General features: G+C 63.3%; 9 protein-coding genes and 1 pseudogene. 3 read left to right on the top strand and 7 right to left on the bottom strand.

What is annotated here, in order from left to right:
- The first annotated feature begins 149 nt into the window (after nucleotides 1–149).
- Entirely contained in the window at nucleotides 150–1,817 is a 1,668-nt protein-coding gene (locus P3T22_RS17345; protein WP_429325577.1) for an alkaline phosphatase family protein, read from the top strand.
- A gap of 105 nt (nucleotides 1,818–1,922) precedes the next feature.
- Here P3T22_RS17345 and P3T22_RS17340 read toward each other — a convergent pair whose 3' ends face one another.
- Entirely contained in the window at nucleotides 1,923–2,678 is a 756-nt protein-coding gene (locus P3T22_RS17340; protein WP_429325576.1) for a hypothetical protein, read from the bottom strand.
- 530 nt (nucleotides 2,679–3,208) lie between these two features.
- Here P3T22_RS17340 and P3T22_RS17335 point away from each other — a divergent pair.
- Both P3T22_RS17335 and P3T22_RS17330 read left to right on the top strand, forming a co-directional pair.
- A pseudogene (locus P3T22_RS17335) lies at nucleotides 3,209–4,216 on the top strand (O-antigen ligase family protein); the annotation flags it as partial.
- A gap of 255 nt (nucleotides 4,217–4,471) precedes the next feature.
- On the top strand, nucleotides 4,472–5,617 hold the full coding sequence (locus P3T22_RS17330) for a glycosyltransferase family 9 protein (protein ID WP_429325705.1): 1,146 nt from the start codon (nucleotides 4,472–4,474) through the stop codon (nucleotides 5,615–5,617).
- Nucleotides 5,618–5,823: 206 nt separating this feature from the next.
- Here P3T22_RS17330 and P3T22_RS17325 read toward each other — a convergent pair whose 3' ends face one another.
- The 6 genes from P3T22_RS17325 to bcsZ all read right to left on the bottom strand — a co-directional run bounded on the left by P3T22_RS17325 (nucleotide 5,824) and on the right by bcsZ (nucleotide 15,836).
- The gene (locus P3T22_RS17325) at nucleotides 5,824–5,985 is read right to left on the bottom strand and encodes a hypothetical protein (RefSeq protein ID WP_429325575.1); all 162 of its coding nucleotides are present in this window, start codon (nucleotides 5,983–5,985) and stop codon (nucleotides 5,824–5,826) included.
- 82 nt (nucleotides 5,986–6,067) lie between these two features.
- Complete coding sequence (locus P3T22_RS17320) at nucleotides 6,068–6,232, bottom strand: hypothetical protein (RefSeq protein WP_429325574.1); 165 nt, start codon at nucleotides 6,230–6,232, stop codon at nucleotides 6,068–6,070.
- Nucleotides 6,233–6,317: 85 nt separating this feature from the next.
- Nucleotides 6,318–6,530 (bottom strand): hypothetical protein, encoded by a 213-nt coding sequence (locus P3T22_RS17315; RefSeq protein WP_429325573.1) that lies wholly within the window; start codon nucleotides 6,528–6,530, stop codon nucleotides 6,318–6,320.
- A 13-nt stretch (nucleotides 6,531–6,543) separates the two neighbouring features.
- The gene (locus P3T22_RS17310; RefSeq protein ID WP_429325572.1) at nucleotides 6,544–9,198 is read right to left on the bottom strand and encodes a response regulator; all 2,655 of its coding nucleotides are present in this window, start codon (nucleotides 9,196–9,198) and stop codon (nucleotides 6,544–6,546) included.
- Nucleotides 9,199–9,717: 519 nt separating this feature from the next.
- A complete protein-coding gene (locus P3T22_RS17305; RefSeq protein WP_429325571.1) occupies nucleotides 9,718–14,637 on the bottom strand; it encodes a cellulose synthase subunit BcsC-related outer membrane protein in 4,920 nt (1,639 codons plus the stop codon).
- Nucleotides 14,628–15,836 (bottom strand): cellulose synthase complex periplasmic endoglucanase BcsZ, encoded by a 1,209-nt coding sequence (gene bcsZ / locus P3T22_RS17300; protein WP_429325570.1) that lies wholly within the window; start codon nucleotides 15,834–15,836, stop codon nucleotides 14,628–14,630. Before bcsZ ends, P3T22_RS17305 begins: the two co-directional genes overlap by 10 nt.
- Between the last annotated feature and the right edge of the window lie 2 nt (nucleotides 15,837–15,838).

The raw sequence follows: 15,838 nt of genomic DNA, 5'->3' as shown, positions 1-15,838 counted from the left end.
AAATTTTTACAATCTCTCAAACGCACGCCCCTTGAGCCTTCTGGTCCCCGTCGGAAGACAACCGAAAGCAACCCTTCACAGGACTTTCCCATATCAATCCTTACCTTTCGTAGGGCACGGTCGTTCCCAATCAACATACGAGGCGAAGAATGGACAAGATCAGGAAGTGGGTTGGAGTCGGTGCAATATTCAGCGCGAGCGTGCTGGCGTTCGCGAGCATGGGCGCGACAGCGCAGGATCATGATGGCGATCACCACAACCAGCAGTACACACATATCTTGCTGATCAGTGTGGACGGGATGCATGAGGCCGATCTGGTCAATTACGTCAGGACACACCCGGGATCGACCTTCGCGAAGCTCGTCAAACATGGTGTCGAGTACACCCATGCTTCGACCTCCAGGCCCTCGGACTCGTTTCCAGGGCTTCTGGCCTTTGCAACCGGCGGCAGCCCCCTTAGCCACGGCGTATTCTATGACGATACCTATGACGCTACCCTGTATCCCCCGGGCAGTAATTGCATCGGCACGCCCGGCACGGAAGTAAGCAACTTCGAAGCACTCGATTGGGATCTCACCAAGCTGGACGGCGGATCGCCGCCACCCGGCGCAACGTTCGATCCACGCAATCCTCACATCAATCCCGCGAACCTCGCGCTGCGCAAGACCGCCAACGGCTGCGAGCAGGTCTGGCCGCATCTATACATGAAGCACCATACGAACACGATCTTCGAGATCATTCATGAGGCCGGTTTGCGCACCGCATGGTCGGATAAGCACCCGGCCTACGAGATCCTCAACGGGCCGTCGGGGTTGGGACTGGACGAACTCTACGCCCCCGAGATCAACTCGACCTCCCTACAAGCGAATGGCTATCCGAACGCGCCTGCGACCGCGGATTGGACCGCCGACCCGACCTATACCCGGACGTACGACGGCTTCAAGGTCAAGGTCGTCCTGAACTGGATCCACGGACTGGATCAGACCGGGACGAAGCAGGTCGGTGTGCCGGCGATCTTCGGCATGAACTTTCAGGCGGTCAGCGTCGGACAGAAGGTCACGGCGGCCATGGAAGGCACCACCACGACCCGTGGTGGCTATCTTGACGCAGCCGCGACCCCGACAGTGCCGTTGGAGCAATCGCTGGACTTTGTCGATGCCTCGCTGGGTCAGATGTACGATGCACTCAAAGCGGGCCATCTGCTGCAATCGACACTGTTCATCGTCGGCGCCAAGCATGGCCAGTCGCCGATCGACGTCACGAAGCTTCACATGCTTAGTGGTTCGAAAAACGCTTATGCGACCGCCGACGTGAGCGACCCCGCCACCCTGCTCACCAATGGCGGCGTAGCGGTCGCCCAGGAAACGGCCGACGACGTGTCGCTCTTATGGCTCAAAAACCACGGCGATAGGGATCAGGCAGTATCGATCCTCAGCGCTGACCAGGGGAGCGTCAATTCCACCCGCATCCAGACGCTCTATGACGGCGCAACCTTGAAGTCGATCTGGGGCAATCCTGCGGAGGGCCGTGTTCCCGACATCATCATCCAGCCGATCCATGGGACGATTTACAGCGGGAGCGCGGCAAAGCTCGCCGAGCACGGCGGCCTTTCGGATGACGATACGAACACGCTGTTGGTGGTCTCCAATCCGAAGCTGGAAAAGAAGGAGGTCGATACGCCTGTGACGAACATGCAAGTGGCGCCGACCATTTTGAAAGCGCTCGGCCTCGACCCACACAAGCTCGTGGCCGTTCAGCGTGAAGGCACCCATAGCCTTCCGGGCCTCGAGACCAATGGGGACGACGATTCGGAGTAACGGCAGTGCAAGCGCCGGCAGTCACTTTTAGCTTCAGGCTGCCGGCGCAACTGTCTCTTCATGGCCGGCCACTACCTGACGACGCCAGCTTCAAACTGCCGCAGTTCACATCATGCCGCCGGCGGCGCTGCCTGTGCCGCCAGTGCCGGCTGCAGGTGTGGACGTCGTTGTGAGCGGATGGGCGAGACCCGCCGCGGACAGCAGCGCGACGGCAACCGGATCGGGCATGCCATTGACGTCGATGGCGCCTGCTGTCGCCAGCGCGCCGAGATCGCTGTCGACACCTGCTTGCCCGACGATAAACGGCGTCGTCAGAAACGCCGGAGCTGTCAGCGTGACTGCATAACGCTGCTGCAGATTCGTGACGACTGCCGATTGCGCAGCCAGTACATCGGTTTGATTTGCCAGCGCCCGCTGGAACTGTGAGTTGCTCGGGAAGCCCGCAATCAGACTGGTCTCGCTCGTGCCAAGTTGCGCAGCGAGGTAGACGAGCATCAGTTCGGTCTCGGGCGTCGTATTGGACGTGCCGTCGACAAATGCCAGCGAATGCAGAGTCGTGCCGCCGGAGGTCACGGTGAGGATGCAGGGAAGCGTGGCGTTGAACGTAATGCTGTAGTGTCCACCACCGTCTGACAGGGTGGAGCCCGAACCCGACGCACAACTGAAGCTAACCATTGCGCTTGCGAGCGCCTTGCCGATGGCGGCCGTGCCGGATAGGGCGACGTTTGGCATCCCGTTTCCGCTGCCACAGCCGTCGAGGCCGAAGCAGCTGCTTCCGCTGCACGCGACGAGTGTTGCGAGCGAAGCCCCGCAAAATGCGGCCAGCACCGGACGAACGAAACGCGCATCGTGAGTGTTCATGGCCGCCTGCCGTTGATAGAAGGGGAGAAGGCGAGCCGCCCCACGCAAAGGGACTGGCGCTATTTTCAATTTTAGCGCCTTATGCCCGGAATCGTTTGTCGCATCAATGACATTCACCGCGTTATCCGCCACTGCGGTTATTCGCGATCGGTCGTTTCAGCGTTCTGCGAATCAGCCGATGCGCTGTACTACACCGACGGCAAAGGCAACGTGGCGATGCCGCTGGTAACGAGATCAAAAAACCGCATCCATCGCCGCCGCAGGGCCAGGTCAAAAGCAGGACTCAACCTCGCCGTCCGAGCTCGACGCGATTCGGAATACTCTTTCATCACCCGCGCTCCCGCCCGGCTTGAGCGTACCGCTGTCATTCATCGGCAAGGCTCTCCTGAGAGAGGCCTGCTGCCACGTGTGCGGCTCACAGATTCAACATTAATCGGTACCGTGATTGCTGGCGGACGTGGGGCGTAGCCGCTTTGCATGGCACAATTGTCCCGGGCTGCCGCTTCTCGCTAAACTTACGACCCGTTGTCATGCGTACCAACCAACTATCAGGCCGTGTTGCCACCGTAGCTGTCGTGTTGTCGCCAGCTCTAATGTTGTCAATTAGAGGGGGCACTGGCTATTGCTTTTTCGTTATTTTCGCGCTTGCTCTAGCCTATCTTGGCCAAGCCGAGCATCGGCGTCGCGCGGCGGCGCTGTTTCGCGAGCACCGGCTCTTCGTCCTGGGTCTGATCGGCATGCCGGCCGTCGTGCTGTTCCAGATAGCAGTTTTGCGAAGCGGCACGTTCCCAGCGCTCGATCCATTCCTGCGGCTGGCTCTCGTCGTCCCGAGTTTTTTCTATCTGGGGTCGCTGGCGTTCCGGCAACTCCGCCTTGTGCAATGGGGATTTGTGGCGGGCGCGCTGGGCGCCGGCACCTGGGCCATTTACGCGCACTTTCATCCAGCCGTCTGGGTCTTTCCCGATCGCCTCGGCAATTCGTTTACCAACCCGATCCCTTTCGGCGACACGGCATTGCTGCTCGGCTTCCTGTCGATTGTGTCGATTACGCGAGGCAGGCGTGCGCACGCAGCTGAGGTGGCGATCAAGATTGCGGCGTTTCTGCTCGGCGGATACGCGTCATATTTATCGGGCTCGCGCGGCGGCTGGATTGCGGTGCCGTTGCTCGTATGGGCATCCGTCGGCGGCCGGCACTGGCTAGCCGGCAGGTGGGCACGCATTGCATTGGGCTGCGCGATCGTGGCGTTTTCCGTGGCACTCGCGTCGACCAGCATTGTCCGTCAGCGGGTCGACGCGATCGTGTCCGACGTCAAGGGGATACAGCAAGGCGACATCGATACTTCAGTTGGCCTGCGCCTTGAATTGTGGCGCGCGTCCGCGCTCCTGTACTCGCGGCATCCGGCGTTTGGCGTGGGGCGCGGCCGTCTGGAGGAAGCGCTGAACGCGCTCGCCCAGCGTGCCGAGGCGCCGCGAGCGATCGTCAACGCGGGAGCACATAGCGATTTCTTCTCGACGCTTTCCCAAATGGGAACTGTCGGTGTGGCGGCACTGCTGCTTCTGTACGTCGGGACCTTCACGCCGTTCTGGCGGAACCGGCTTAGTGCGGACGGCGAAATCGCTACCGCATCGTATCTGGGACTCGCCGTGGTTGGCAGTATGATCATCTTCGGATTGACGATCGACGCGTTGACGCTCGTGATGAGCGCAGCCTTTTTCGCGCTGAGTGTCGCAACACTGGCTGCGTGGATCGAGGCGCGAAAGCGCGAAATCGGCGAAGCGGACAACTCAAGTCCGCTGAAGCTGAAACGGCCTCCGCGAACGATTCTCGTGGCCTGCCCGCGTCGCATAGGCGATGTGTTGCTGGTGACGCCGCTTGTCCGGTCGATGAAGACGCAATGGCCCGAGGCCGAGATCGATATGATCGTGTTTCGCGGCACGGAGGGGGTGCTTGAGCACAATCCAGACCTGCGCCGAGTCATTACTTGCGCCCGGCGCGCCCCGCTGCGTGAGCGAATTGCCGACGCTGCGCGGATATGGCGGCGTTACGATCTCGCCTGCGCAGCCATCGACTCCGATCGCGCACTCTTTTATACGTGGTTTGCCGGCCGCAAGCGGATCGGGCTCGTCAATGCCGATCGTGTGACGTGGTTCGCCCGCGCCATGCTTCACCGTATCGCGCTCGACCGGCAACTGCAGGCACACGTGGTGTCGAGCACCCTCGAACTCGCGCCGCTGGTGGGCGTGACGCCGCGCGGGGAGGTGGTCGCACCGGGCATCCGTCTCGATCCCGAGCGCAGAGCCCGGTTCGAGGCGCGCTTCAATGCGCCTCCCGGCGCGATGCCGGGGCAGCCAATGGTCGTGCTGCACGTGTGCCCCATGTACAGGTATAAACAATGGACCGTCGACGACTGGGCCGCAACGATCCGCTGGCTGCGTGCGCAGGGCTTTGCCGTCGCGCTGAGCGGAGGGCCGGCGCAGGCCGAGCGCGAATATGCCGGGCAGGTGGTCGCGGCGGCTGGCGAGCTGGTCCTGAACCTTGTCGGTGAGCTGACGTTCGGCGAAACGGCGGAAATGATCCGGCGTGCGAATCTCTTTATTGGCCCCGATACGGGGACCACACATGTTGCTGCCGCATGCGGCACGTTGACGATCGCGCTGTTCGGCCCGACGGACCCCGTTCGGTGGGGGCCGTGGCCATGCAACTGGCCGGTGGGTGAACAACCATGGGCTCGACGCGGCTCAGGCCTGCGCGGCAACGTGTACCTGTTGCAGGGGGAGGGCGAGTGCGTTCCGTGCCGGCAGGAAGGGTGCGGCGGGCATACGGAAAGCACAAGCGATTGCCTGACCGGCCTGCGGGCAAGCCGCGTGGTTGCTGTCGCTGCGCAACTGCTTGGTATACCCGCGCCGACACAGATTCAGATCGTCGACATCAGCCGATAGATACGCCGCGTGGGCGTCGGCGTTCGGCAGGTCACACCTTGCGCAATGAACGCCGCCAGTTAGGCAGTCCGCGCTTGCACGTCGCCAGGGCAAACACGATCACGTACATACCGTGCCCTGGCTCTTCGGCACAACAGTTTCGGCGAACGTCACGCAATGCAGGGTCGCTGCGGTCGCGCGAAAATCGTCGCCTCCTGGTAACTCGTTCAATGAATCGAGTCCCAGGTGCTGACGAGACTATGCGAATCCATCCAGTCGTACGACTCACTGCTGTGCGCCCACGCCCAGTTCCTTGCCGCCTCGCGTTTTTTTCCGACCGCCTGTGCGGCCTCTTCGGATGGCGAACCTTCGTCATGCTTATCGTTCATGCGCTCGCCGCGGCCGATGTTTATCGAGTTTGATGAGTCGTATTTCATTGAGCTTCCTGTTTGAGAGTGCTGTCAACACGCATCAATCCTGCTCCACCAGTTCGTCGCGCATCAACGCGGCGAGAAGCTCGGCGAAGCGCTCAAGCGCCGCGACGGAGCCGTGCACTGTGCGGTACTCCTGACGTCCAATCTTCGCGTCAAGAACCACCGTCATTCCCGATTTCCGAGCCAGATCAAGGATGTCCATCTGCTGCTCCACATCGTTGAATCATGCGATTCACTTAGCACTCTGATGCGTGTGAACGGTTTGTCCACGCAATGCATTCTAAGCACTATGCGCTGGACATCAACGCAGCCACGATGAATTCACCGTTTTCAAAACAACAACAATAGAGACGGTAGCCGGATGCTGCGAGGTTCCATCCGCATGCCGAATGCGATGAAATATAAATCGTCGGAAGATTGGCCGCGAAGTTATCCGCGATTGGATCGGCCACGGTCATCGCTTTCTGGCGGTGGCGATCAGTCGTGCCGTTCGCTGGCACTTTCGGTTTCAGTTCATTCCGAGAGTTCGCGCCGCAGCTGCGAGATATCGAGCGGCTTGCCGAGCAGCCGTGCGCCTGGGATGGTGTCGCCGATCTCGGCGCTCTCGCCGTAGCCCGACACCAGCAACACGCGGATGTCCGGCTGCTGACCTAGCACCGCGCGCGCCAGGTTGTCGCCGGACATGCCGGGCAAGATCAGGTCCGTAAACAGGACGTCGAAACGTTGCGCGGGCACGAGCCGCAGCGCTTCTTCGGCGCTCGCGACCGCGGTGCAGTCGAGACCCAGCGTGCCGAGCAGGTCGCTGAGTGCGTCGCGCGAATCGGCGTCGTCTTCGACCAGCAGCACGCGAGCCGGCGTGCCGGGTTGGCGTGCCGGCGGACTGGCCAGGGAATCCGCCAGCGCACTTGCCGGGGCGTTGGCGAGCAAGGTTTCACCCGAAGAGGACGGCTCAGTCAGGCCTTCGCGCGGACCGGAAGCTTCGGATGCGCTGGCCGGATCGTAGACCGAGCGCGGCACGCAAGCGGCGATCTGCCCATCGTTCACGCTGGCGATTCCAGCGCGCAATACGCTGCGCACCTTGCGCGCGAGATCGTCGCGCCGGTATGGCTTGGAGAGCAGTGTGATGCCGGCATCGAGCTTGCCGTGATGGACGATCTCGTCGCGCGTATAGCCGGAGGTGAAGAGGGTCGGCACGGTGGGCGAGCGCGCCGCCGCACGCTGCGCCAGTTCCACGCTTTTCACCTGGCCGGGCATCACGACATCGGTAAACAGCAGATCAATCGGCACGTCGCTATCGATGAATTCGAGCGCCGCGTCGCCGCTGGATGCGGTCAGCACTTTATAGCCGAGTTGCGCGAGCATTTCGACGGCGGTCAGGCGCACATCCGCATCGTCTTCGACCACCAGAATTGTTTCGCCGCCGCCCACCGGCGCCGCGGTCTGATCGACGGTTTCGGCTGTTTCCGGCTCGCAGCAACGCGGGAAAAACAGCGAGACGGTGGTGCCGCGTCCCACTTCGCTGTCGATCACCGTATGGCCGCCGCTCTGCTTGACGAAGCCGAACACCATGCTCAAGCCCAGACCGGTGCCATGGCCGTCGGGCTTGGTCGTGAAGAACGGTTCAAACACGTGCTCCAGGATTTCGGGCTTCATGCCGGTGCCCGTGTCGGTCACCGAGAACACCACGTACTCGCCGGGCGAGAGCTCCGGCTTGCCACGGCAAAACGCGTGGTCCAGCACGCGGTTCGCCGCGCGCACAGTGAGCGTGCCGTCCGCTTGCATTGCGTCGCGCGCATTGATCGCGAGATTGAGCAGTGCGTTTTCGAGTTGATTGCGATCGGCCTGCACATGCCAAAGGTCGTTGCTCAACACCGTTTCGATCTTGACGGTCTCGCCGAGCGCGCGGTGCAGCATCTCGCTCATGCCGGCGAGCAGGCGGCGCGGGTTCAACACGGTAGGCGAGAGCGGCTGGCGGCGCGCGAAGGCGAGCAGATGCGCGGCCAGTTTCGCGCCGCGTTTGACGGCATCGGTCGCGGCGGACAAGCGCCGCAGCGTGGCCGGACTGCCATTGGCATCGGCGGCGAGCATCTGCAGATTGCCGTTGATCACTTGCAGCACATTGTTGAAGTCGTGCGCGACGCCGCCTGTGAGGCTGCCGATCGCTTCCATCTTCTGAGCCTGGCGCAACTGCTCTTCGGCTAGCGCCCGTGCCGCGACCTCGTCGGCGACGCGTTGTTCGAGCGTTTCGGTCAGTTGGCGTAGCGATTGTTCGGCGATCTTGCGTTCATGGATGTCGATCAGCACGCCGGGAAAGCGGGTCGGCTCCCCATGGTCGTCGAACTCGCACTGGCCGTTCGCCTGCACCCACATATAGTCGCCATCGGGGCGGCGAATCCGGTACTCGGCGCGAAACGGCTGGCCGGTGCGCATCGCTTCGACCGTCAAGCGGTCGTTGAGCGGCTGGTCGTCCGGATGGATCACTTGCGCCGTGGCATTGCGTTCGAGTCCTTTCGCGGCCTCTTCCAGCGGAAAGGAAAAGGTGCGCGCGAAACGTTCGTCACCGGTGACGATGCCGGTGCGCACGTCGAGCACCCATGTGCCGAGCACGGCGCCGGTATTGAGCGCGAGTTGCAGCCGTTCGTTGGTCTCGCGCAGTTCTGCCTCGGCATGTTGCCGCCAGCGTTCTGTCAGTACGCGCGTGGTGGTTTCGACGACCATCGCGAGTACGCCCGCGGGTGCGCCGCTGTCGTCGGCGACCGGGCTGTAGTAGAGGTCCATCCAGACGTCTTCAGGCTTGCCGTCGCGCAGCAGAACCAGTTCCTTGTCGCGATACGACAGGGTGCCCCCGGCAAGACATGTCGTCATCACGTGACGGTTGAAATCGGCGACCTCCGGCCAGCCGTGTTCGACCGGGCAGCCGAGCAGATATGGATGCCGTCCGCCCGCGAATATCGCGTAGGCGTCGTTGTAGATCATGTAGCCCGGTTTGCCCCATAGCAGCACGAGGGGCACAGGCGAGGCGAGCAGCATTTGAACGGTGGCGGTCAGACTGCGCTGCCAGTTTTCTATCGCGCCGAGGCTGGTCGCGGTCCAGTCGAATTCGCTGATGCGCCGGGCCATTTCCCCGTTCCAGCCGGGGCAGCCGTGGTCTTGTGCCGGAAATGGCATTGCTGCGCTCCACAGAGATCACGTCAATGAGTGTGTTCCCACTCTGCTGGCGCGCATGGCGCGCGTGGATGCTCAGCAGGAGGCGGGATGAATCTTCTGCCGTGCACCGCGGGGCGTGAAGCTAAGCTGCCGCGCGGCTGCAATAATTGTAGGCTACAACGCTTGGCCGGTGACCTGATCGAGGGTGCTTTACGGGTTTTGCCGAACGGATGCGCGCTGAGGGGTTGGCAAGTTTTACCTCGGGGGTCTGGCGGGGCTATGAATAGCGGAAAGAAGGGCGTGTGTTGGTGGGGCTGATTGGTTCTATCTGCTAAACATCACACGAAATGGGCTGTCGCCCGCCCCGCACAGGGGCGACGCTAACAGACCAATAAGAATTCAAGGAAAGGCCAAAGAAGCCAGATCAAGGAAAGGCCAACGCCGTAGGCGTACAGACAGCAAGCCCCGAGCAGACAAAAAACCAAAGAGCGGCACCGCCATAAAACCACCCTCGATGCCGCCGCCAAAGGCAAAAAGAAATTAATTCGACAATGACAAATAAGGCGAACTGAGCGGCGTAGGCGGGAACGGCTGCAAGCCCGTCTGCTTGCTAAAGCTATACCGCACATAAACGGCTGCAAGCCACTCGCGATATTCATAAGCATTGCCGAGCGACGCAGTTGCCCCAAACGCCAACTGCGGTGCCAGTTGATACTCTCCCACTGCGCCAAGCGAATAGGAAACCCCGGTCTTGCTCTGCCCAGGATAAACCGCACCACTATCCACACCCGTGCCGATGAGTTTGGCTTCCCCCGCCGCGTCGCTCTGACGGTTGGAACCATCATTGAGCGGGAAGTAGTTCGACGTGTCCTGACGATAATGCTGCACGCCGATCGATCCCTTCACGTCGTAGGTAAACGCACCACTGCGCCCGGTCCATTCCACCGGCAAATTCAGGATCACATATTGTTGCGGACTGAAATACCCGCCTTGACCATACGTGAAGTAAGACAGATTGTTGTTATAGCGCATCATCGTCGTGTTCACACCGATGGTCAGCGTCTGATCGGCATCTTTCAACAGGCGCGTGTAGACACCGCCGCCGCCCTTGACGGCGTCATTGCTCGCAACGTGATTGCCCTGGTAGTACTGGTACGCGGCATTCACATACAGACCGCTGGTGCCGTCATCCCATGCAAGGCTGCCAAGGCCGCCATTGGAGGTGACGCCACCCCATTCAAGCCCTGAGCCCGAGTCACGCGCGCCAGCGTAGGACAGCAAACTGTCGGTCACCGCCCGGCGCGCAACAGCCAGCGAATAAGAAACCTTGTCTGTAATGCCGCCGCTGTATTGCAGGCCGGCCACGATGGTCTTCTCGGGGAAACCGAGCGGCGTCACACCGATATCGCCGCTAAAACCACGGCCCTCGTAGCCGAGCGACAACCCCACGCCGCTGGCAGTCTGGCTGCCGTAGATGTTGTTGCCAGCAACCGCCGCCGTCGCCGACGTGCTATTGGACAGCCCCGCGCCGAACCGCGCGAGCGTCGATACATTGCCCGAGGCGGTGCCCGCATCCAGCGTAACCGGGGTCGCCGTCACGACGATATGGCCGTTGCCGGCCTTGATACGCCCCTGAATGGGCGCTTCGATATCCGTCAGCGTCGACAGGCCGTCTTCTCCCGAGCGGTTGCGGAACACAATCCCGCCCGACACGGTGCTCGATTGCTCGCGATTGACCTGCGCCAGTTCTTCGGCGACACCGAGCGTTTGCGTGTTGGCTACGTTCGGTTGCGCGTAGTTGCCGCCGTTGCCGTTCGCGCCGGGTTGTTGGGGGTAATACGCCTGCGCATAACCGGTCGGCGGCTGCGGGATGTACGGCTGCTGTTGCTGCGCGTAATAACCCGAGCCCTGGCTCGGATACGGCTGATAGGGCTGCTGACCATAGGCCTGCTGCGGCGGATACGGGTGGTAAGGCTGCTGCGCGTAACCTTGTTGCTGCGGATAAGGCTGCTGGCCGTAATAGGGCTGTTGTTGCTGTTGCGGGTAGCCTTGTTGCTGCTGTGAATAGCCTTGCTGCTGCCCATACGGCGCCTGCGCATAAGCTTGCGCGTTGCGGTTGCTGTTTGACGTGCCGGGCTTCTTGCTTGCCGAGTGTTTCGTGCTCGTGGCCGAACCCGTGTAACGCGGTTGTTGCGTCGAACCGGCATTAGCCTGCGCTTCACGTGCCGCAGGCGACATCGGCCACGGCGTGGTTGCATAGCCGTCGGGCACCTGCTGCTGGTATTGCGCCTGTTGCGGATATCCACCTTGTTGCGGGTAGCCTGCCTGTTGAGGATAACCCGCCTGTTGAGGATAACCCGCCTGTTGAGGATATCCGGCCTGCTGCGGATAACCGGATGGCTGCGGGTAACCGGCCTGTTGCGCGTAATCCGCCTGCTGCGGATACGCCGGGTTGTACTGCTGCTGCGGGTCCGGCTGCATTGGTGGCATCTGCGTTTGCATCTGCGCCTGGCCTTGACCCGGATACGGCTGCAACGGCGCGCCCGACTGGCTCGATCCGTTGCTCTCCTGGCCGTAGCCGCCCGTGTTGGCGCCGGGACGCGGCGCGTTATAAGGAACGGCGGTAGGCGCGGCGTTCGGCGCGGCATTGGGCAAATACGGCTGCGCAGGGGCCGTATAAGGCGCGACATAAGGCGCGGGCTGCGAGGGCGGCGGATAGTTCGGCACGGTCTGTGACGGCAAGGAGGACTGCGAGTACGGAAGCGATGCACGCGCGGCATTGAGGCCGCCGCCGGCAAACGCGGCGTTGTCGGCGTCGGTCGGCGAGATCGTTGCGGTTTTACCTTCGAAGGGATTGGTGCCGGGCAGCGGCGTCGCGCCGATCCTGCGCATCGCGGCTTCCCAGCCGCGCGGCACGTTGCTCGATGCATCGGCGCGCGGCGCGTTGGCCATCAGCGGCGTATTGGCCGCAACCAGCGAGCGTTGCAGATAAGTCGACGCGAGCGACAGCTTGCCTTCGGCGCGATACATGCGGCCGACCGTCGCCAGCACGCCCGGATCGCCAGGCGCCGCAGAGAGCGCCTGATCGGCGAGCGATTCGGCGTAGCTGAACTGTTTCGCACCGACCGCCGCAGGGATGGTCGCCTGCAGCAGGTTCAGGTCGTCGGGCTTGCGCTGCAGCGCGACGCGGTAACTGGCGAGTGCGTTACGGTCGTCGCCGGCGCTCGAATAGAGGCGGCCGAGGGCGGCTTGCAGATCGGGATTGTCGGGCATCGCCGCCAGCCACGGCGCGATCACGTCGTAGGCGCTGGCAAGGTCGCCGCGCTGACGCACCGCGTCGCATTGCTTGATGACGATCCCCAGATTCAGATTGCCGAAATCCGTGCGCTGCTGCGGCGTCAATGGCATCGACGCGAGCCGCCGCATCACCATGCCGAGTTCGGCTTCCTGCTGCGTGGCGGACAGAATGCCCGCGTATTGCAGCAGCAAATCGGTGTTGCCGGGCGCCGCGTTCATCGCGCTGCGCACGAGGCTCAACGCGCGATTCGGGTCGCCGGCCTGCTGATACGCGGCGGCGATTACGCCGATCAGTTCGGGGCTATTGCCGGCAACCGGTTCGGCCGCGTACAGCGTCGCCAGCGCGTGTTGCGACTGGCCGTTGCGCGCCATCCGCGTCGCGAGGTCGGCCTGCTGATGCACCCACAAACGGTGCTGCAAGGTCGTCATCGCGTCCGTGCGTTGCGCGGGCGGAATCCGGTCGAGTTGCGCGAGACCGGCTGCCCAGTCCTGCGTTTCCGCCGACAGCAACGCGCTCGCATACAACGCGTCGGTCATGTCGGGATGCGCGGCGAGCAGCCCGTCCATCATGCTGCGCGCATTCGCAACGGCGCCTTGGCGCACGTAAATGCGCGCGAGGTCCAGACGCAGCCAGGGATCGTCGGGGTCGTTCAGCAGCGCGTCTTCGAACAGGCTGCGCGCGCTGCCGAGATCGCCGCGCGCTTCGGCCGCGCGTGCCTGCGCGGCCTGCGCTTCGCCACGCAGACGGTTGATGCCGCCGGCCTTGGACTGTTGTTCGCCGTTCAGCTGATTGGCGAATTGCAGCGCTTCGTCGCCGCGGCCTTGCGCGGCGAGCGCGCCGACGAGGCCGCGAATCGCGTCGGGATTGTCGGCCTGGCGACGCAATGCCATCCGGTAGGCCTGCTCCGCGCCGACCGGGTCGCCGTTCGCCAGCAGCATTTCGCCGAGCAGCACCTGCGCGGTGACATCGGACGGATTTAGCGCGATCGCGCGTTCGAACAGCGACTTCGCCTTCGCGACCTCGCCATTGCTGCGCGCGCCGATTGCGTCGCTGGTATAGGTCCAGTAGGTCGCGCTATCGAGCGCGGTTTTCCAGCGCGCCGGATTGCCGCTGCGCGACGCGCGTTCCAGATAGTTGCGGGCTTCGGCAAAGCGTTCCTGCTTCAACGCGGCGATACCCATGCCGCCGAGCGCGTCGGTGTCGTTCGGACTGCTCGCGAGGACCGACGAAAACTTCGTGCGTGCCGTGCCGAGGTCGCCACGATCGAGCGCGGCGAAACCGTCGGCGATGGTGCGGCCGCGGGCGTCGACGGCGGCATTTTCCTGGGCGCGGTCGCGGGCCGCCTTGTCCTGCTGAACCATCGACTCGAAGCGCGCCTTGACCGCGGCGTCGTCGGGTGCACCTTGCAGATAGGCTTCGTACAGCGCGGCGTCGGAGGGCCGTGCGTCGAGCCATAACAACGCCTGGCGCCAGCTCTTCTTCGCCGACGCGCCGACCGTGCTGTCGCCGGCGAGCTTCTGCAGCCGTGCGATACCGTCGCGGCGCGTCACATCGCGATACGTCAGATGCTGTGCATAGGCGAGGGCGTAGCGCGGATCATCGGGGTTGTCGCGGGCAAGTTGTTCGAGGCCGCGGCGCGCCTGATCCCAGCCTTGCGGCGTGGCGGAGAGCGCCTGGTAATACTCGAGCTGCAGTTCGGGCGTGGCCGGTTTGCCGTTCAACGCGCGCTGATACTGCTCCACCGCGCTCGCGCTCTGACCGCTTTGCGCAAGCCGCCGCGCGTCGTTGACAGTCTGGTCGCGCAGGCTCGATTCGCCGAGACGCCGGCCCAGTTCGTCCAGATTCGGATAGTTCGGCGCGACCGCTTTCAGACGCGCCAGATACTGCTGCGCGCCCGCGCCGTCCTTGCGGTCGGCGAGCACCATGCCCATGCCGTAGAGCGCATCGGGTTGATTCGGGTCGATGCGCAGCACTTTCTGCCACGCCTGTTCGGCGAGGTCGCCGCGGTGATGCGATTGCCAGTACTTGCCCTGATCGATCAGCACGCTCAGCGGATCTTTCGATGCCTGCGCCAATGCGTCGGGCGAGGCCGTCGCCACGCAGCAGACGGCCGTGAGGCTCAGCGCGAACCGCAATGAAAACGCGAGGGCGCTCAGTCGCATGCATTTCTCCAACTGGGCACCAGACGGCCGGCTTCGTCGAAACGATAGCGGCCGTCGATAAATCCGGTGCCGAACAAGCCCAGCACGCGATCGTAGTAGACAGGGTCGCGGCCCGGCGCGCTGGTGTCGAGCACGGCGAGATGGGTCCGCGCGAGACCGAGGCCGCGCTCGTCGCCGAGCGCCTGGAAGTACGGCGCGAGCGCACCCCAGTAGCTCAACGGTCCTTCGCCGCTCGCGGTGCCGGTGGTCGACGCAACCTTCTCGGGCGGGATGCCGGTTTGCGCAACCTTCGCGCGCATGCCGCCGAGCGCCGCGAGCCAGGGTTTGGCGAGCGGATCGGCGGGCGAGGCGAGGCCGGCCCACAGATAGACGCGGATCGCGTCGTAGCTGCCGGTGTCGCCTTCTTTCGGATCGACCACGAACTGGCCGTTCTGCCAGGCGGCCCAGTCGGGCGCGAAGCCTTGCGGCGCTGTGGTCCTGATCAGCTTGTAGGCGCTGTCGGCGAGCCTGGCCCACGGGCCGTTCGGCATGTCCCTGGCCAGCGCGCGCAGCACCGGCAAGGGCAGGTAGCTCGGATTCAGGCGCGTCACGCCGCCATTCCTGAAGCCTTGCGGTCCGGGCAGCAGCATCGGGCCGACACCGGGCAGCGTGGTTATTTCCTGGCGAGCGATTTGTGCGGCGAGCGCCTGACCGAGTTGCGTATAACTTGCCTCATGCCAGAGGCGGCCGGCTTGCAGCAGATCGTAGGCGATCCACAGATCGGAGTCGGATGCGGAATTCTGATCGAGCACGCCGAACGAGCCGTCCGGTTTCTTGCCCCACAGCCACGACGGCAGCCGGACGTTTTGCGCGTCGAACTGATTGCCCGCGAGATTGGCGCGGGTCCAGTTGAGCAAGCGGTCGAAGGTCGCGCGGTCGTTCGCGGCCAGCGCGAAGAACAGGCCGTACGATTGGCCTTCCGAGGTGGTTTTCAGCTGTGCCGAGGAGTAATCGATCACGCGGCCATCGGCCTGCACGAAGTGTTCGACGAACGTGCGGTAGGCCGGCCAGTCGGAGTTGCATGGACCGGCCTGGCCGGGCGCCGGGGTGGTCTGCGCCACCTTGGCGATACTGGCGGAACTCGTGGTCGCTGCAAGCGCGAGGCCAACGCCAAGCCCCAAGGCGAGTGTCATAGAGATCTTGTTGATTCGAACCCGCATAC

Origin of the sequence: Paraburkholderia sp. GAS348 (genome assembly GCF_050434205.1) — a bacterium.
Lineage (GTDB): Bacteria > Pseudomonadota > Gammaproteobacteria > Burkholderiales > Burkholderiaceae > Paraburkholderia.
This window is presented reverse-complemented; position numbering and strand designations above follow the sequence as displayed.